At 59.5% G+C, this 19,110-nt stretch carries 16 protein-coding genes and 1 pseudogene; 10 read left to right on the top strand and 7 right to left on the bottom strand.

Annotation, left to right across the window (positions count from 1 at the left end):
- Positions 1-96: 96 nt before the first annotated feature.
- Positions 97-827: pseudogene (locus B2M20_RS14860) on the top strand (chromosome partitioning protein ParB); the annotation flags it as partial.
- Positions 828-832: 5 nt separating this feature from the next.
- On the top strand, positions 833-1,075 hold the full coding sequence (locus tag B2M20_RS14855) for a DUF2274 domain-containing protein (protein WP_079447813.1): 243 nt from the start codon (positions 833-835) through the stop codon (positions 1,073-1,075).
- A 5-nt stretch (positions 1,076-1,080) separates the two neighbouring features.
- Here the strand turns inward: B2M20_RS14855 and B2M20_RS14850 are convergent, their stop codons facing one another.
- On the bottom strand, positions 1,081-1,326 hold the full coding sequence (locus tag B2M20_RS14850; protein ID WP_079447812.1) for a hypothetical protein: 246 nt from the start codon (positions 1,324-1,326) through the stop codon (positions 1,081-1,083).
- Positions 1,327-1,774: 448 nt separating this feature from the next.
- On the opposite strand from B2M20_RS14850, the gene B2M20_RS14845 reads away from it, so the two are divergent.
- The gene (locus B2M20_RS14845) at positions 1,775-2,395 is read left to right on the top strand and encodes a ParB-like protein (protein ID WP_079447811.1); all 621 of its coding nucleotides are present in this window, start codon (positions 1,775-1,777) and stop codon (positions 2,393-2,395) included.
- A gap of 265 nt (positions 2,396-2,660) precedes the next feature.
- Here the strand turns inward: B2M20_RS14845 and B2M20_RS20690 are convergent, their stop codons facing one another.
- Positions 2,661-2,906: a hypothetical protein gene (locus tag B2M20_RS20690; protein ID WP_338013174.1), complete on the bottom strand. Its 246-nt coding sequence runs from the start codon at positions 2,904-2,906 to the stop codon at positions 2,661-2,663.
- 345 nt (positions 2,907-3,251) lie between these two features.
- On the opposite strand from B2M20_RS20690, the gene B2M20_RS14835 reads away from it, so the two are divergent.
- From B2M20_RS14835 to B2M20_RS14805, 7 genes are all read left to right on the top strand, one after another.
- Complete coding sequence (locus B2M20_RS14835) at positions 3,252-3,788, top strand: RNA polymerase sigma factor (protein WP_338013173.1); 537 nt, start codon at positions 3,252-3,254, stop codon at positions 3,786-3,788.
- Between the two features lie 150 nt (positions 3,789-3,938).
- Complete coding sequence (locus B2M20_RS14830) at positions 3,939-4,895, top strand: FecR family protein (protein WP_079447809.1); 957 nt, start codon at positions 3,939-3,941, stop codon at positions 4,893-4,895.
- 265 nt (positions 4,896-5,160) lie between these two features.
- The gene (locus B2M20_RS14825) at positions 5,161-7,449 is read left to right on the top strand and encodes a TonB-dependent receptor (protein WP_274533967.1); all 2,289 of its coding nucleotides are present in this window, start codon (positions 5,161-5,163) and stop codon (positions 7,447-7,449) included.
- Positions 7,450-7,488: 39 nt separating this feature from the next.
- Complete coding sequence (locus B2M20_RS14820) at positions 7,489-7,794, top strand: hypothetical protein (RefSeq protein WP_244553532.1); 306 nt, start codon at positions 7,489-7,491, stop codon at positions 7,792-7,794.
- A 27-nt stretch (positions 7,795-7,821) separates the two neighbouring features.
- Positions 7,822-9,357, top strand: coding sequence for a PepSY-associated TM helix domain-containing protein (locus tag B2M20_RS14815; protein ID WP_244553531.1), 1,536 nt, complete (start codon positions 7,822-7,824; stop codon positions 9,355-9,357).
- Positions 9,350-9,670 carry a DUF3325 family protein gene (locus tag B2M20_RS14810; RefSeq protein WP_079447806.1) on the top strand — a complete coding sequence of 107 codons (321 nt, stop codon included), beginning with the start codon at positions 9,350-9,352 and terminating at the stop codon, positions 9,668-9,670. The genes B2M20_RS14815 and B2M20_RS14810 overlap by 8 nt, the downstream gene beginning before the upstream one ends.
- 21 nt (positions 9,671-9,691) lie before the next feature.
- Positions 9,692-11,221, top strand: a complete 1,530-nt coding sequence (locus B2M20_RS14805) for a hypothetical protein (protein WP_079447805.1) — start codon at positions 9,692-9,694, stop codon at positions 11,219-11,221.
- A 353-nt stretch (positions 11,222-11,574) separates the two neighbouring features.
- On the opposite strand, the gene B2M20_RS14800 is transcribed toward B2M20_RS14805, so the two are convergent.
- The 5 genes from B2M20_RS14800 to B2M20_RS14775 all read right to left on the bottom strand — a co-directional run bounded on the left by B2M20_RS14800 (position 11,575) and on the right by B2M20_RS14775 (position 18,767).
- Positions 11,575-12,546: a Dyp-type peroxidase gene (locus B2M20_RS14800; protein ID WP_420799317.1), complete on the bottom strand. Its 972-nt coding sequence runs from the start codon at positions 12,544-12,546 to the stop codon at positions 11,575-11,577.
- 672 nt (positions 12,547-13,218) lie between these two features.
- On the bottom strand, positions 13,219-14,394 hold the full coding sequence (locus B2M20_RS14790; RefSeq protein WP_079447803.1) for a PepSY-associated TM helix domain-containing protein: 1,176 nt from the start codon (positions 14,392-14,394) through the stop codon (positions 13,219-13,221).
- Positions 14,395-14,516: 122 nt separating this feature from the next.
- The gene (locus B2M20_RS14785; protein ID WP_338013172.1) at positions 14,517-16,925 is read right to left on the bottom strand and encodes a TonB-dependent receptor; all 2,409 of its coding nucleotides are present in this window, start codon (positions 16,923-16,925) and stop codon (positions 14,517-14,519) included.
- Between the two features lie 209 nt (positions 16,926-17,134).
- Positions 17,135-18,139: a FecR family protein gene (locus B2M20_RS14780; RefSeq protein WP_274533968.1), complete on the bottom strand. Its 1,005-nt coding sequence runs from the start codon at positions 18,137-18,139 to the stop codon at positions 17,135-17,137.
- 121 nt (positions 18,140-18,260) lie between these two features.
- On the bottom strand, positions 18,261-18,767 hold the full coding sequence (locus B2M20_RS14775) for a sigma-70 family RNA polymerase sigma factor (RefSeq protein WP_079447801.1): 507 nt from the start codon (positions 18,765-18,767) through the stop codon (positions 18,261-18,263).
- Positions 18,768-19,110 lie beyond the last annotated feature (343 nt).

The raw sequence follows: 19,110 nt of genomic DNA, 5'->3' as shown, positions 1-19,110 counted from the left end.
ATCGTAAGTTTTGCGGCAGCAACAGCGAGCGCAATCGTCTAACCCCGCCGAAACCGAGAGTTGTTCTATTTTAATCTGCGTCGAAGCCGCTACGAACCCGAAGCGGAGGAGGCAAGCGATGGCGTCATCGACGGCGCGCGCGTCAACGATGATGGTGAGGTCATCGAGGATGGCGAGGGCGGGATCATGCATCCGCGCCCGGAACTGCGGACGAAGATGCGGAGGAAGACGGCACACCGCCTTCCGACCTTCTCATCCGCCTGACCGCGCATCGCACGCTTGGCCTGCGGCTCGCCCTTGGCGAGCAGCCGGACATGGCCTTGATTGCCGTCATCCATGCGCTCGCCGCGCAGACCTTCTATCGTGGCGTGGACGCGCATTGTCTCGATATCCGACCGAATAGCGCGCACCTTGCGGGCCACGCGGACGGCACTGAGGACATGGCGGCGGCGAAGGCGCTGGCGGATCGTCACGCCGGATGGGCGGCGGACATGCCGCGCGACGTGGCGGACCTGTGGGACTTCATCGCCGGGCTGGATGCATGCAAGCGTCATGGCGTTGTTCGCGCACTGTGCCTCGCAGACCGTCAACGCGGTGAGGTTGTCTTGGGAGCGTAAGCCGCGCGCATGCAACGGCGGACAGGCTGGCGAGCGCGCTGGCGCTCGACATGACGGAGCATTGGACGCCCATGGTGGCCGCATTACCAAAGCGCACATTCTCGCCGCCGTCCGGGAAGCCGTTAGTGACGAGGCGCGGATCGCATCGCCAGCCTCAAGAAGCAGCCGATGGCGGAAGCCGCCGTGCAGCTTCTTGCCGGGACCGGTTGGCCGTCATGACCAAGCTCAAGCTGGAGACGATCGAGGACAGCAGGCCGGTCAGCCGCATGGTCAAATTCCCCGGGGTGGTTTATCGCGACCTGATCGCCTATGCCGAGGTTCTGGCGAGAGACGGCGGCAACGCCACCGCCACCACGCCAGATCCCATCAAGCTGGTTGTGCCGATGCTCCAGCGCTTCATGGCGACAGACAAGGCATTCCGAAAGGCGAGAGCGCAGTTTCAGCGGCCGCGGCCGTAGGTGCTTCAACGCTCATGCTCAGGCTGGCTTGCTTTTGGGGGCACGACGATCGTGCCCCCGCTGGGGTGACGGTCGCGAGCGGGTAGCCTCTCTCGGGCTTCATCGCCGGGCAATCGGCCATCAAAGAGGAACGGCCGTGTTTCATCCTCGCCGGCAGCCGCGGGTGTCTGCGATTGTCCGGACCCCGAATTTTGCGCGTTGGCCCCGGTCGCGGCCAGCGCCAACATAAACGCGATTGCCAGTCTCGACATGACGGGCTCCCATTGTGGCGAGATCAACCCAAGGTGACACCAGTTTTTGGTCTCAGTCACTGTCGATGAGGAACTGGGCACGAAGATGGCCCATTTAGATGGACCGTTAAGTCCGACCTATCGAGAGACGACGTAGGCCAGGCATGATGTGGTTGGAATTTGTGCCGACGATCAATGACATCCCGCAACGGTCATATACTGCCTCCGTCGGCCGATACTCTGATGCGACAGGAGGCCCACATCATGCGTAATGCTCGGGGCAAACGGCTAACGGGACATCGTGATCGACCGACTTATGAACGGCGGTGATCCGCGCGCGATTGCCGGCAGGTGTGAGGCTCGGATGTGCCGGTGGGCTGTCGTGTCATAGCTCCGCGTAAGCGGTTCGACGCCATTGCCATCCGAAGGCAACATGCCATAGTCGTCCGAGGGGGACGGAGAGCTTCTTATGGTGGGCACGCGCGAACCGGTCCTACATCCAATTCCGATTTTGTCGCTGCGACCGACGCAGATGACGGTCGGGATGCGGGAGGTCGAGGAGAAGCGCCGACGCTGGCGCGCGCAGGAGTCCAACAAAAAGCGCGCCGAGTCGCTTGGCCAGCGTATGATCCCGGTGGTGCGCGGCCCCAACCAACACCATTACGTCGTCGATCACCATCATCTGGCACGGGCGTTGCACGACGAAGGTGTGAAGGACGTCCTTGTTACCGTCATCGCCGATCTCTCCATGGTTGATCGAGATGCCTTTTGGGTGGTGATGGACAACCGGCGCTGGGTATATCCGTACAATTCCAAAGGCGAGCGCTGTCACTTCAAGGACATTCCCAAATCGGTGGCCGATCTCAAGGACGACCCGTTCCGCAGTCTCGCCGGTGAATTACGACGCGTGGGTGGCTTTGCCAAGGATACGACGCCGTTCAGCGAATTTCTTTGGGCCGATTTTCTGCGCCGCAGGATGTCGAGAAAAACGGTCGAGGCCGATTTCGAGGTCGCGATCGAGCAAGGGTTGGGCCTGGCCAAGAGCAGGGACGCAATCTACCTGCCGGGCTGGTGCGGGCCGGCTGGGTAAGCGGGCTCTAAATTCTTCGCCCACCGAAACCTCGGGCCAGCCCTCGCAAGCAAAACCCGCGACGTGGAGATTCATCGGCGGGTCTGGGGCGGGACAAGAGGGATTACTGACCTACCCGAGCCGGATCATGCATGGCGTATCACGCCGGATTGTGAAATGAAAGTTTTAAGCCGTTAGGTAAAGACCGTCGGCTGGTCACTCACATAGCGCAACCGACTCGACTAGAGAGGGCACGGTTGTCCGCGCCCCCTCTATTTGCCACAGATCATCTACTAAACGATGAGGGTTGCAAGAAGTGATGCTCGTTTGCAATACGAAGAACATCATCCTTAACGGCATCGATAACTTGTTCGAACATTCCACTACAGAACACCGCGCTGCTTAGAGCACGCTCAATCACTGGCGCCTCGCCAAACGCTTTCAGCAGAACGGCATTCGCAGATTCTCCGCTGGCAGGATCGCCTGTACGGCTGAACGCGACCGCACCGACATTCTTCTCCGTCCGGGCCATTCGCACAGCACTTCGTATCACCGCATTCGCACTTGTGCATTCGACAAGCTCGCGAGGCTCAGGTCCATCGTCGCCAGCACCGAACGGGAGTGCTACATAACAAGTCACAGGCTACCCATCAAAAATCGCACGAATGCGGCGTTTTAATTGATGCGTGTGGGATGAAGCGGCCTGCTTATTTTACGGTATTTCTTCAACTCATTCTAAATCATTGCGTTTGCACACGGCGGGTTTCGTCGCTATTGGCCGCTAGCGGGATAGATGGTGCCATAGGTGCCATATCAGCTCGCTAAGATTTGCGTGGTTGGAGACTAATGTGAACGAGGCGGTTGCGGATCGGTGTGGATGCCGAGGGAGCGGCGATCACTAATGTCCTGGGACGACCTTCACACATTGTTTGTGCGACACTCGAAGGAGATCGCGAACGCTCTCCGTCGGCGAGGGGTCACTCCGGAAAATGCAGCCGACTTGACCCAGGAGGCCTTTTTGAGGTTGCTCGCGGCGGGTCGGCCAAACAATGCGAAATGCGACAACCCGCGCGCGTTTCTTTTCCGAGCGTCCCGCAATCTGCATATCGATCAGATCCGGCGTGAGCGCCACGTGCGGCAGGTTGCTCTGACGGATGCCGAGTTTGAGGCTATTCCTGACGGTTTGCCATCTCCGGAAACAATGATCTTCGACCGGCAGCGGCTCGCGATTTCAGCCGCTGCCTTGCAGGAATTGCCTGAACGGACACGTCGCGCTTTCGAGATGCATCATCTTGGCGACAAAGGTATCGCAGCTGTGGCTCAAGAACTTGGTGTGTCCACCACGAGAACCTGGGTCTTGATCCGCGGTGCCTACTGTCATGTCCGCGATCGCCTCCGCGAGGCGGAAGGCTAGTGTTCGGTGAGGACTCACTGAGAGAATAAAGCGAACTTCTGAACCACAATACTGGTACACGGCCGGAGGGAAAAATGCCCGTCCCCGTTCGTATTCTTAGTATGGAACTGTGGAGCGCAAACGCACCCGGTCTATCTCTGAGGCGTGTTCATGACCGACGAAATATCCGAAGAAGATCGGCTGTTCATGGAGGCCACGGATCTGATGATCCGGCTTAAGAACGATCCCGACAATCCTGTTCCGCGCAGAATGATCCGGGAATGGCGTTCGAGAAGCCCGGTGCACGAAAGCATATGGGCCGACGTCGCCGAAATTCACGGCATGATGGTCAAGATCATCACCGATGAACGCGATGCCGGGAAAAAAGCAGCCGCAGGCATCACGCGGCGATCGTTGGTCATCGCGGGCCTGGTCGGCGCGGGCGCGGCTGCGGGTTATCCCGCCTTTCACCGTTTTCTGGTTGATGCCAGGGCGGACTTCACCACCGACACCGGGCAAATTCGTCGTGTTAATCTTGCGGATGGAAGCGTCGCGACGCTGGGGCCGGACAGCGCGATAGCGGTGCAGTTCGACGAGGAGCAGCGGTTTATCCGTTTACTTCAGGGCATGGCGTTCTTCGATGTGACGAGCGATCGAAAACGGCCATTTCGCGTCGGCATAGCAGAGTTGGTGTCGACCGCGCTCGGCACCGCATTCGAAATTAGCGATGGCGCCGGCTATCTTTCGATCTCGGTCGATCACGGCACGGTGGAAGTGACGTCCACGGCAGCGGACATCCAAACCGCCCGCCTCACGGCCGGTCAATGGCTGGCCTTCGACGAGCGGGGTCGGACGAGCCAGTTCGGCACGCGAGACGCAAGCCAGATCGCAGCATGGCGCACCGGACAGCTTTTCGCTGAGGATGAACCAGTCTCGTCGATCATTGCTAAAATCAGCCGCTGGCAGTCCGGCCGCACCATCGTCGTTAATCCGAGCCTTGGCACGCAGCGTGTCAGCGGCGTCTTTGACGTCACCGACCCACCTCGGGCGCTCAATGCCCTCGTGCATCCATTCGGCGGCCGTGTCCGGATGATCGGCACTTATCTCACGGTGATTTCGCCGATCTAAAATATTTTCGATGAGATAGGAAAACCTCGAGACCCCGTTCGTATGCACAATTAGGGCGCGTTCCGGCAGCCCTGTCGAAGCATTTAGGGGTGGCTTGGTCATGTTGAAGTTTTTCGGTCTCGTTGGGTGGGGCCGTTTGGGTGACGTCTGCACAGTTCTGCTGGCGTCAACCGCAATGACATGCGGGTCATTGGCTTTATGCACACCGGCCAGTGCACAGACTGCGCAGATATCCTTTGCAATCCCTGGCGGCTCCCTCAACCGCGTGTTAGCGGAATTTGGGCGCCAGAGCGGCCTACAAATTGTTTATGTCCCCGCGATTGCGGCAGGCAAATCGTCTTCGGGCGTTAGCGGTGTTTTGACGCCTGCGCAAGCCGTTACAAAAATCCTCAAAGGCACGGGACTCATTTATTCGTTCACCGATCCGAGAACCGTCTCAATCGTAGCGCCTTCTTCTGCTGCCGCCAGCGCCGCGGTCGCCGGTGCAATCTCGCTCGACACCATCGAAGTGCAGGGTGCAGGCAATCCGAACTCGACAATGACGCCGATGCCGGCCTATGCGGGCGGACAAGTCGCAACTGGTGGGCAACTTGGTCTCCTCGGCAATCGCAGCGTCATGGATACGCCGTTCAACCAGACCAGCTACACAGCGCAGACAGTCCAAGATCAGCAGGCGCGCAAGCTCGACGACGTGCTCGCCAACGATCCCTCGGTCCGAGCGAGCGTCCCGCGCGCCTACGGCTTTGACTTTGTGACCATCCGCGGTTTCGATGTGCCGAGCTCGGCCTATGGTCTCAATGGGCTGTACGGCATCGCCTCCGCCTTCTCATTCTCAGGACTTACGGGAATCGAACGGGTCGAGGTGTTGAAGGGCCCGGGGGCGCTTCTCAACGGCATGCCGCCGCCCGGCGGCGGCGTTGGCGGCAGCGTCAATCTCGTCACCAAGCGGGCCACGGACACGCCGATTGCGCAGCTCACAAACAGCTATTCGTCGCGTTCTTCGTTCGGCACGCATCTGGATGCCGGGCGCCGCTTTGGCGAGCAAAGCGAGTTCGGCGTCCGTTTCAACGGTGCCTATCGCAACGGCGGCACCCAGCTCGCCAACCAAAGCCAGGAGCTCGGTACTGCAGCGCTCGGGCTCGACTATCGTGGCGAGCGCGCGCGTGCGTCGCTCGATCTCGGCTACGAGAAGAACGACGTCGATGTCATGACACGCTTCGTGGTTCTAGGCCCGGCTTTGACCTCCGTGCCCCGGCCTCCTGACCCCACCCAGAAGTTCCAGCCAACCTGGGGGTACTGGCAAGGCGAGGGCAAGTATGTTTTGGCGGGAGGCGAAATCGATATCAGCGATAGCCTCACGGCTTACGCACAGATCGGCGCCGTCAGGGGCACAACCCAGTATCAATATTCAGATATCACGGTCACCAACCTCAACGGCAACTTCAACGGTTCGCCGCGGCTGAACCGCCAATTCCGCGACCAGGACGCCGCGCAAGCGGGCTTTCGCGCTCAAATCGACACGGGTTCGGTCCATCACGCCGTTAATTTCAACGTGACGGACACGAAGGGCGAGGTCGGGATCCTCAACACGACCGGAACGGCCTTCGCGTCCAACCTCTATAACCCGATGCCGAACCCCGTGCCGCAACTGTTCGTTGCTCCGCCACCGAAGACTTCGGACCATCACCTCTGGGGCTTTGGCGTCGCCGATACGATGTCGATCCTGAATGACCGTATCCAGTTTACAGCGGCCGTCCGTCAACAATACGTCGTGAGCCGCAATTTCAGCGCGGCGACCGGCCTGCAGACCGGCGGTTATAACACTGATGCCGTGACGCCCGCTTATGCGCTCGTGGTGAAGCCACTCGAAAACGTCTCGCTCTATGCTAACTACATCGAGGGGCTTGAGGCGGGCACCATCGTGCCAGACCAATTCACGAACAGGGGCGAAGTGCTGTCGCCCTATCGAACCCGGCAATATGAAGCGGGCGTCAAAGTCGATTGGGGACGGATCATTACGACTGCGAGCGCCTTCGACATCACGAAGCCCTTCCAGATCACGAATACGACCACCAACACTCTCACCCAGGGGGGTGAAAACCGTAACCGTGGTATCGAGCTGAATGTTTTCGGCGAAGTCACGCCCGGCGTGCGACTGCTGGGTGGCGTGATGTTTATCGACGCGCGCCAGGCGAAGACGCAGGGGGGCACGTTCGACGGTTACCGCAGCTTCAGCATTCCGGACACCCAGCTCAATCTTGGCGGCGAGTTGGACCTACCCTTCGTGCCCGGCCTGACCTGGACGGCACGTGGAATCTATACTGGCAGCTTCTTCGTCGATCAGGCCAACACGATCGCAGTGCCGGATTGGACACGCTTCGACACCGGTGTTCGCTACACCTTCGCAGCGCCCTGGAACAACAAGCCGATAGTGGTTCGCTTTAACGTGGAGAATGTATTCAACAATGCCTACTGGGCGGGTGCGAACACGGCCAGATATCTCTATCTCGGTATGCCCCGAACCTTCCTGGTTTCGACAACCTTCAACTTCTAGCGTTAGCGGAAATCAATGGCGGAGAGAATATCAACAAAGTTGATCGCTGACCGACGCAATGCCACCGACACCAGGCGCTGGTGGCTTGTCGTGTTGTATCTGCTTGTGCTGATCGTCGGGGGTTATGCGGCGGCATTGACGCTGGTGGCGGGTTTCGCCCGCGCACTGCCCGTGCTCGGGCTCGCACGTAGCGAGGCGGTCGTACTCGCTTCGATGTGCGGGTTTTTGTTCTATCTGGCACTCCTAATTTGGGGCACCGCGCAGCCGCGCATCTCGCGTCTCGCTTTGGGACTGACGATGGCCGGTGGTCTTGGTCTTGCCCTTTTACTCACCAAGGCAGCCTGAGAGATGACACAGGAGTTCCGCTCATCGATGAACCTGGCGCACACCTGGGCTGGTGTGGTCGCCGCCTCGCTGCTGTTCGCGATCTTCTGGATGGGCTCGCTCTCGGTCTACGATCGCGAGATCGATCGCTGGATGGCGCCGATGACGCGCCTGGCGATGCCTGATCAGCCGGCGTCCTTCGACGCCCAGCGCGGTAGCTACGATGCGGCGGTCAAGGTCGGTGCGCGCTCCTGGACGATGCTGCAGCCCAGCGACCGCCAGCCGGTGGTTCGCGTTGTCTATCGCGATGGCGACGAGGCCCTGTCGCTCTATTTCGACCCGGTGTCCGGTGCCGCGTTGCCCGAGCAAGGCACCTGGGCCGGGACCCGCTTCTTCTTTCCCTTCCATTACAGGCTGCACCTGAGAGCGTGGGACCTCGGTGAGTGGATCGTCGGTGCTGCAGCGATGGCGATGTTGCTACTCTGCGTGTCCGGCGTGATTATGCACCGCAAACTGATCGCTGATTTTTTCAGCTTGCGCACGCGGGAACGAACTGCCCGTATGACGCTCGACCTGCATACGGTGACCGGCGTGCTCGGGTTACCGTTCAATTTCGTCATCGCGCTGTCGGGTCTCACCATCCTGTCGATCGCGTTCTTCCCGAGTGGCTGGAAGTCATCCTATCCGGGAAAGAATGCCTTCAACGAAGACGCCTACAGCGCCTATTCGCGCCCGATGGCCAAGAAGCCTGGAACCCTCATGCCCCTGGACGCGCTGGCCGCGAAGGCGCAGCAGATGTGGGGCGGTGCGGCCCCATCGGCGATCGTGGTGCAGCATCCTGGCGATGCGAAAGCCTATGTTAGCGTGTTCCAATCCTTTGATCGCGGCATCGTCAGAAGCGCGCCAGCCATCCAATTTGACGCCGCCACGGGCGCCGTTCTGCATCAGAGCGGCGAAATGAAACCGATCGCTTACGCCCAGCGCTTCATCTCCGGTATGCACCAAATCCAGTTTCGGCACTGGTTACTACGCGCGCTCTATTTCGCGCTCGGCCTATCCGGATGCGTTCTAATCTTCTCCGGCTTTCAGGTATGGCTCCAGGCGCGCCGCCGGCGTCATGCCGCGGAGGGCAGGTCCGGCGTCCGCGTGGTTGAAGCCATAGCAGTCGGCTCCGTGACGGGTATTGTCATGGCCTCAGTCGGTTTCATGGTGATCAATCGCATTTTGCCCCTCGGCATATCCGTCTTGGGGACTCCTCGTTACGCGCTGGAAATTTGGACTTTCTACCTGGTCTGGCTCGTGAGCTTCGCCCACGCCTGGTGGCGGCCACAAGCTGCTTGGGCTGAGCAGTGCCGCGCCATCGCTGCACTTGCCGTGCTCGCGGTAATCTTGAATTGGGTGACGACCGGTGATCATCTGCTGCGCAGTCTGTTCGTGCCTCGCCTTTGGCCCGTGGCCGGCGTCGATGCTGGTCTGCTTATGCTGGCCTTCGTCGCACTTGCCATTGGCCGCTGGTTGTCGCGCGCCGAGCGGCGGGTTGGTGCGGCCGTTCCCGATCTCAGTGGCGCGAGCAGCCATGCTTGATGCGCTCTATCTGCTCGCGGCTTTCGTTGCGAACTATATCGCCTTCGCTTGTTTGGCCTTAGTGCAGCGGCATCATTGGCACGCCGTGTTCGGAACGCCGGACTGTCCACGCTTGGGCAGACTGCTCCTCAAAGTCGTCGGCATCCTTAGCTTTGCGACTGCGTTTGCCGTCATACAGTGGCGCGAAGGATCGGAGTACGGAATCCTGCTCTGGGTGACGGAGCTGCCTGTGGCAGCCGCACTCGTCGTGGCAACACTTTCATTTAAGCCAAAGCTTCTCAAGCTGCTCGCCGCCCTTCCGGCGCGAGCCTGAAATCATGGATACGCATCGATCATGACCGACCGCCGAACGGTAAGAAATTCTTGTCTTGCTATCCTGCCAACCCTGTTGCTGGTCCTTTCCCTGAGCGGGGCTTACGCGCAAACGATCGTTTCGTTCGACGGCGACCGCGGACCGGGGATCGAAACGTGCAAGCCGAAGATCGGACCCATTCACTGCGATCGAGCCGAGATGGACGTTGCGGCCAGCGGCAAGCAGGTCGTCCAGGTCACATGGCAGAACGTCAACGTCTATGACCCCGCCGGCAATCTGTTGAAGTCGACGCCTCTGTCCGCGGTGATCCGCGCCGCCGGACTTGACCCAAATCCGCCGAGGGGCGGCGGCCCGTTCGAGCCGCACATCATCTACGACGAGTTCATCGAGCGCTGGGTCATCACCGTCACCTGCCGCAACGACTGCACGCTGGTCAGCGCCGGCCCTGATGCGACCGGCGCCTGGGGCGGCACCTCTCTGTCGTGCCTGCAAGGCGGTGCTTGCCTCGATCGCGATCCAGGCCTCAAGCTGGGTTACGACAAAAACGGTATCTACGTCTGCGGCGGCCACATCGGCGACGATAATCTCGCGACCGTGCCAGGGGTCTCCTATGATTGCTTCGCAGTGCCTTCAAATGAGGTCAAGGCAATCGCGCAGGGCATTGCGCCGACCCACATCAACCGCGGCCACAATATGCCTCTCGACATCGTGCCGGCCATCGATCACGACCCGACAAAGGCTGCGGCTGCGCCCGCATTCTTCGCCAACAAGAGCTGTGATCGCACCGCGCAATATGCCTGCCAGCGCTCCCCGAATTTCTCGTTCGACTGGATCGTGAACACATTTACTTGGAACGGTGGCGGCGGGACTTACAATTCCGGCGGCAGCCAGCAGGTGATCAAGACCGACGTCGGATCGAAATCCAACAAGTGGCTCTACAACACGCCGTGCTGCGCCGATATCATGTCCATCCCGCAGGCCGGCAGCGAGGTCACGCTTCGGGCCGCGCCGAGCCACCGGTTGATGAATGTCGTCCAGCACGGTTGGCATCTGTACGGCGTGCTCGGTACCGGACCATGCCGTGAGGCCTGCGGCTCGCAGGGGGCCGATCCCAACAACATCCTGATCTATGTCGATCTCGATTGCTCACAGCCGGCGGCCTGCGTCGTCAGCCAGACCGCAAAGCTCGCCAGCACCGACCTCCATTTGGAGTTCGGCACCATCGGCGTCGATGGCGAAGGTAATATTGGTATCGTCGGCACCGCTTCGAGCGCGCGCACCAACCTGTCGGTGTTGCTCTGGACCCACAGAAAAGATGATCCTGCCGGCCGTTTTGCCGACCCGGCAACGGTCGTGGCGGGTACGCAGCCTTATACTTGCCGCAACGAGAAGAGTATGGCGCCGATGGGAAATTCGGTCGGCATCCTAACCGCGCTCGATCCCGTTGACCGCAAGACGCTTTGGGCAACCCAACAATGGGCCAATGATATTTCTCCCTGCGTCTGGGCCACGCGCATTGTCGGTTACAAAATCATGCCGGAGAAGCAGTGACCCGCATATCATAGCAAGGACCAATGCGCCCTATGGTAAGAGCGGCCACCGCAGCTTTTCTGTCATTGCGGGCCACAACGTTGCCTAAGTAGCGTCGGCCCCGCCTGATCGCCGCCACACCTTCCGCGCCCTATGTAGGGGTGCGCATGCGGAGTCAGTGAACTTCTTCCGCACCTCCGCACCTCGCTTTCAAGGTGCGGCCGAACTGTTACCGATCGAATTGTCTCACTTTGAGAATGCAGCAAGCCTAGCTCGGTGCGCTGCTCCGTTTGACAGTCTACCCCTTTCATTGAGGCTGGGTTGACCGGCTTGCGTGCCGAGCATGAATCTTGCCGACCGTGGAAGAATAGCCTCTATTTAGTGGATGGCGAAGCGGGCGCTGCAGAGCTCAGTGCAGCCGGGCCGGCACTACCGAGGAATGTCGCGGGCGGAACGAAGAACAGGCTTCCTGTCGTTGCGCGGCTGAAATCGAGCAGTCGGTCGTAGTTGCCGGGTGGATCGCCCACGAACATATTCTGGAGCATCCGCTCGATCCGCGATGGTGATCGTGTATAGCCGATGAAGTAGGTGCCGAACGCACCCTTTCCGATCTCGCCGAACGGCATGTTGTCCCGCAGGATCTTGAGTTCCTTTCCGTCCTGGTCGGTGATCGAGGTGAGGGCGTTGTGCGCGCAAGAGGGTTTGACCGCATCCTCCAGTTCTATATCGGAGAGTTTTTTGCGGCCGATGATCGCTTCCTGCCGCTCGATCGGCAGATCGTTCCAGCGTTTGAGATCGTGAAGATATTTCTGGACAATGACGTAGCTGCCGCCGGCGAAGGCGGGGTCCTCGTCGCCGATCAGCACTGCGTTGACGCTCTCCGGCCCGACCGGATTCTCGGTGCCGTCGACGAAACCGATCATGTCGCGCTGGTCGAAGAATTTGAAGCCGTGCGTCTCGTCGACGATGGTGACCGCACCGCCGAGCCGAGTCATGATCTGCATCGCAAGTTCGAAGCACAGGTCCATGCTCCGCGCGCGGATGTGAAACAGGAGATCTCCGGGTGTTGCCATCGCATGATGACGGCCACGAATTTCACGAAATGGATGCAGTTCCTTCGGTTGCGGATCGCCAAACAATCGGCCCCACGCGTCCGAGCCGAAACCCATGATGCAGGAAAGCCCACCGTCGAGATCGCGAAAGCCGACCGCGCGCACGAAACCAGCCAGATCGCCGCACATGGCGCGAACGGAATTCAGGTTGGCCTCGCCATCATTCAGCGTCGCGACGAGGAAGATCGCCGCACGCGAAAGCTTCGATGCTACAGCCTGGCTTTCCATAGTCATACACGACCCCGGATTCGATATACTTGCAACCGCTACGTCTTATCCGTCGTGTCCTCAATAGACGAGGAATGTCAATATGCTCTTCGACCGGGCCAAACCCGGTGCTTGTGAAAAGCCAGCTCGACAAACGCTTGGCAGTTGCTCGATCAACGGGCGCGCCCGACGATAGACAATCGCATTTACCTGCTTCCTTTGATGCCGAAGCCGAAGACCAATTATTCGACAAAGCGATCGAAGGGGACACCTAAGCCCTGGACGAGGGATTTTACGAAGCATCTCGGAAGTCATTGGAAGGACAAGGAAGTCCGACAAGATAAACGACGCTGCCCGCGCCATCAGTGTTGAACTGAGGTATGGTATCCAGTTCCGGCTCCGGAATCCCCTGTCGATTTCTCTTTCGCCAATGGCGTCACGAAGGATGAAGCGGCGGTTCGGGCGACAATCACCTCGCCTTGGTCCAACGGACAGACCGAGAGTCAGATCATGCGTCTCAAATTTGTCAGACGGCAGATGAACGGCCGCGGCAAAATCGATTGCTTCAAGCCGGACTGACAGGTGCTGAATGAATAAGCTACACCAAAACTGCGCCAAAGCTTTATTTCGCGCCGAAACAAACTGCTGCCCCCGTTTGCTTCTCAAGCAACAGACCTGCACCAGCTGAGACCTTACAGATCAGGTAGTGCTACTTCCAGCGCGCAGCACTTTGGTAGGTCTTGATTTCGTAGAACGTTTTTTGAACCACATGATCCCACCACTGATAAACAGCGCGAGGGGCGCGAAGCCAGCAGTGAGCACGAGCAGGCGGCCGAAGAGCCCCAACGTCGAGCCGTTATGAATCCAGAGCTGTTCCGTCATGTAGCGATCACCCGCCGACATAGTTTCCGAGGTTCGATCCTGCACCACGGCGCCGCTCCATGGGTCGAGCCAGATCGCGCCTCGTGAACGTAAAGCGGGATCAGCGTCATCCGGGCGGAATCGTACACGCCATGCGTTGCTAGTTTCGGTCGGCGGGTTTAGCACGGTGATCGACAAGGTCGGCTTGGTTGCCTGCGCGATCCGCATGATCTCATCAGGCGGAAGTTGCGGCGTTCCCTTTGGCGGCGGAGTCTCAATGCGAGGCGAGGGATCAGGTGTTGCCTTTGACAGGAGACCAACGACAGGGCGGACCATACCGGGGAAAACAATACCGATTCCCGTGATAGAAATCGCGAGGAGCACGATCAATGCCCAAAAACCCGCCGTGTTATGAAGATCGACAAAAAATCGAAGGGGCGAAACACCTCGGCGTATCGATACCGATCGCCAGAACCGTCCCTGCTTCGGCCACCATGAATATAGGCCCGACAGCGCCAATCCAAGCAGCACGAACCCGACCACGCCCACCAACTGTTTGCCCCCCCATTCGTAGAGCAGCAGCGTGTAGTGCAGGCGATAGATCATGAACGCGGGCGCGTTCGTGTAGTCGCGCTGGCCGAGCACCTTTCCGTTCGAAGGATCGATCATGGTGGTCCAAAGATTTTTGAAGCTATCTTTCGGACCTTCGTGGGTATGCATCACAACCCAGACGGGCCAAACTTTATCGGGAGCCACGATCGCGAAGATCGGTGCGGGATCAGCCGCCGCCGCGATCCGCACCACCTCGGTCAAGTTAATCGATTGTTCCGCATCAGCCGGTATAAAAAGCGCTGGATTCAGCGCAGCATCGATCTCCCGATAAAAGACGTTGAAGCTTCCTGTAAGCCCCATCAGCACCACAACAATACCGCATACTAGCCCGAGCCATCGGTGAGCCCACAAGAAGCCCCGCCGCACGCGCGCCGGAGAATAATCTTTGAATACCGATCGCACAGACAAGACGGTGGTCAATTCTTGAAGGCGCCGGTCAGCGTCCGGACCTCACAGGCACACCAACTGTTCGCTCTATTGACCGAACGTTCACAAGTATGCATGGAGCGACTCCCTATAGGCATCTACAGATCCACGGACATCGACAGGAGATACGTGCGCGGGGCTCCCAAGAAGAACGTTCCGAACGAGGCCACGCTGGACCAGTAATTTGTGCCTGTCACATTCTGAACGTTTGCGCGGAAAATTGTCCTTCTGCCGTAGATCGCCGTCGTGTAGCGAGCGCCGAGATCAAGTCGCGTCCAATCCGGGATCGGCTGTGTGTTCGCTGTATCGATGAACTGCTTGCCGGTGTAGATGATCGTCCCATTCAAGGTGAGTCCTCGCATCCAGGGCAAATCCCATTCGGCCCCAATATTGGCCTGTATATTTGGAACGCCGATTGGTGTGTTGCCCACATTTGCCGCGACCGCACTCTTCGTCAGGGTGCCATCTAGCAGCGACACGCCTCCAAGTACACGTACATCGGGCATCAGTTCGCCGTAGACATTGAACTCGAGCCCGCGAACCTGCTGTTCGGCAGTCTGCGCCAAGCGCCCAGCGGACATCTCACCGCTCGGCTTCGATATCTGAAAGGCGCTGAAAGTGGTGGCGATTCTGCCGAAGTCAACCTTGACACCAGCCTCGACCTGCTTGGCGATATAGGGCGCGAGTACTTCGCCGAAATTGGACGCATTCTCCGGTGCTATATCACCTCGGCTCAGCCCTTCGACGTAATTCGCGTACAGAGAGACGTCGTCCCGGGGACGGACAACGAGGCCGACCACGGGAGTGACTGCGCTCTTATCGTAGGAGTTCACCGGAGTTCCGACATTAGAAAGATAGTTGTTCGCCTCGACACCTTGACGCCGGACGCCCAATGTCAACAGCACATGCTCATCAAGCATCGACACGGTGTCAGCAATCGAGAGTCCCGTGAGTTGACTGTCCGAGAGCCGAGGACGCCCGGGGATATCGTTTGCGAACTGAGTTGGTGTTACCGTCGGGTTATAAATGTTCGACGCGAGCAAGCTGCCATTGGTGAGCCGCCGGTACAGCGCGTCATGATAAACCGACGCCTGGAAAACGATAGCATGGTGAACGACTCCGGTATCAAAACGGGCGCGGAAACCGCCATCATATGTGTACCGTTCGATGTTAAGCCCGAAGAACTGGGGCGCCGCGGTCGTGTCGCCTTGCTGATTGAGAATGGTATGCAGAGGTGCATTCGCAAAGAAACGATTGACCGTCGACCGCGACCCGCCGACGTCAGCGAACACCGTAACCTGATCGCTGACATCGTATTCGTTCCGCCATAGGACAGATTGATCGGTGATGCGCGACCATTCCCAAGGTTGGATCACATTCAACCGACCGTCTGGTGCCGTTGGTACCGGCACGCCGGCAGCCATACGGAAGGGACGGGACGGAGCGGTAAATCGATCATTTTGCGCGAGGAGGTAGAGCCAAGTCCTGTACCGCTCGCCCTGATAGTCTAGGGCGAGTGACCCAACGGCCGTCGTTTCAGACTGGTGGTCAATGGGTGTGTCGCCGCCACGCATGCTGCCGTTGGCCCGCACGCCCCATTCCCGGTTACCGCCGTAGCGCCTCGCGACGTCCAAGTAACCGCCGAGTCTCGCGACCGAACCGTAACTCATAGTGAGACGAGTCAAGTCGTCTCCCGCGCGCTTAGGCACAATATTGATGACGCCGCCGACACCACCGTTGGGTGCGATGCCAGAGAGCGCAGCCGAAGGCCCCTTGAGCACCTCGATACGCTCGGCGTAATCCGTAAAGATGCGGTAGCTCGGCGCTATACCGTAAAGCCCTCCAAAGGCGAACTCACCATTGTTGCCTTCGTTGACTGGGAGGCCACGAACATTGAATGAACTGACTGTACCGCCTGTTGGGGCGGTACTCCGCACAGAAGGATCAAGGATCAATGCGTCTGCACCCGTTGCCGCCTGTTGGTCCCGGATGAACTTGTCCGTGTAGCTTGTGATGTTGAATGGCGAATTCATCACACTTCGATTGCCGAGAATACCGAGCTGGCCTCCTGTTGCGACCTGCCCACCCGCATAAGCTGGCATTGGCGTCATCGTCGAATTGGGATTCCCACCCTGCACATCGATGGTGTCGAGCGTGATTGCGCCGGCCGGCACTGCGCCGCCCGTGGTTTGTGCACCGGGCGTGCCGATCACGACGGTGGAAGCTCCAGTGAACCGATAGGAAAGGCCGGTTCCGGCCAACAGGTGTGTCAGAGCAGTGGCGGGCGTCAGGGTGCCTGTCGCGCCGGGCGACGTCAGACTTCTCACCGCCGCAGCATCGACGGAGACTTGTAGACCGGTCTGCTGACCGAACACCGTGAGGGCACCTGGAAGGGGCTGCGGCCGGATTGCGAATGCCCGTTCCTGAGTTGCGTGACCGGATTGCGCTGCCTGCGCTTGCGCAGCATTTAATGTCACGACGTTTATCGATCCGGGTGCGGTGCTCATCAGCAGCGCCGCGAAAGCCTTACTTCCGAGTCCACCCGCCTTCCGCGCCTTCATTTCCGCTTGCATCCCCTAACCCTTCATTCCTCAGTACAAGGGGCTGCGCGGCTGCGCAGAAATAAACCCTCGCTGAAGGAACGAAGCCGAGCCGGATTTTTTTAGCGAAAAGCGACGGATTGCAGATTAGAAGTGTTGTAAAATGACAATCACCGTCATGAACCCGAGACGATGATCAGCCAGGGGCTGACCTGACGTGCGCGTGCCCCAAGCGCCTGCGCGACGGCATGAACGGCATCGATGGGCTTGTTGAGATCATAGACGCCCGTCACGCGTTTCTCGCCAAGCTCACCGCTTGCGATGATGATCTTGCCACGGTAGTGCCGTCCGATTTCGTCAATGACATCGGTGATGGCCTCGTCCTTGACTGCGAGCATCCCCGAACGCCAACCGCCGGCCAACTCGGGCGCATCGTTGCCGCGTCGGACTGTCCCGCTCCATGCGACCCGGACCCAATCGCCAGCAACCAGGGGCGTTGCGAGAGCCTGGCTGGCGATCGGCGATGTCACGGCTACGCTGCCCTCGTTGACGGCGACTGATACGCCGTCGGGCCTCCGCCGAACATCGAACGCGGTTCCAAGGTCGACCGTATCGACTGAGCCCGCCTCGACATGGAAAGGCCGCATGCTGTCCTTCTGAACCTCGAAATAAGCCTGACCGGACAGGAGCCGCACGCGGCGGCGGCTCGCGTCATAGGCGACCTCGATCGCGCTGTCGGCGCCAAGGAAGGCGATGCTGCCATCCTCCAGCCGGATTTCTCGCGTCTCCGCAACGCCCGTGCTATAATCAGCGCGTAGCCATACATCGATCGCCGGCTGAAGGATAACGACCGCACAGGCGGCGGCGACGCCGGCGGCTGCCATGACGAGATGGCGGGGCCGGAGGCGCGATGTCGGCCGCGCCGTGGTCGTCGATAGGCGAGAGCGCCGGGTTGACGCTGGTGCGGTCGCCTGTATTGGCGCTTTGACCGATGCTCGCGCCTCGCCGAGCACATCCCAGAGATGCTGTGCTTCCACCCACGCTCGGGCGTTCTCCGGATCGCTCGCACGCCATAGCTCAAGGCTTGCCCGGAGGCTCGGATCGTCAGGGTCTTCCTGAAGGGCGATCAGCCAATGAAGCGCCTGTTGGCTTGGGTTGTTATGGTCGTCGTCCGGTTTAATCAGCTATCTCCCAAAGAAATAAGGTGCCCGGAGCAGCCTGGAGGGACAAATCATCCGATCGACCAGCTCAATTGTAGAACGAATGAAACCGGCCGATTTTCAGGAAGCGCAGAAAAGCGCGTCACGGTTCCCGTGCTAGCCGCTTACGGCAATGCTCCAAACCCTCATAGACCAGGGAATGCACGCGCGCGACCGAGATGCCCAGACGGGCTGCAATGTCATTGAGCTTCAGACCCTCGAAACGATGCAGCTCCAGGGCGATACGCGTCCTCTCCGGCAATTCCGCCATCGCTTCCATAACGATCTTCAACTCGTCGCGCTTGACGATCGCATCTTCCTGCGATGGCCAGTCTTCAGCGACCGTCTCACAGGCCACAGACCCCGCGAGATGTTTGCCTTCAGACGCGAGCCGCCGCACCCAGTCGATTGCAAGATTGCGGACGATCCGCCGGACATAACCGAGAGGTTCATCCAGCGGCCGGTCGGCCGAAGACGATCTGAGACGAAAAAAAGCTTCTTGAACGACATCCTCGCCGCGCCCGCGATCTCCAACGATCGCCGTCGCGTAATCGACAAGCTCGCCACGGTGGCTGAGATAAAGACCCAGATGTTTATCGGCATATCCCAACGCGTGCGACCTTCCGAGCGGGCGTTCTCAAGCTACATTTTAGAGTTAGTCTAAATTCTACAAGGGCTTGGTATCCTGCTGTCTCTCTTATTTGAAAGGTGGACTGACGGCAACGCCACCTTCCAAAGGGGGATGCATGCAACGGTCGTCTATCGAGCCAGCCCGACGACGCGCAAAGGCGTGACTGCTCACGACGAGCGCGAGCATGACGCGACTTCTTCGTATTCGATGTCCATGTTTCCTACGCGCCAGAAGAGTCAAAGGCCACATTAGCTCGCCGAATTAGCGCCCACAGCGGCGCAATTCTTTCGACATAGAAGTTCGAATCGCGCGCGGTGCGCCC

The sequence above is a fragment of the Nitrobacter vulgaris genome (assembly GCF_002028545.1).
In the GTDB taxonomy this organism is placed as follows: Bacteria; Pseudomonadota; Alphaproteobacteria; order Rhizobiales; family Xanthobacteraceae; genus Nitrobacter; species Nitrobacter vulgaris.
This window is presented reverse-complemented; position numbering and strand designations above follow the sequence as displayed.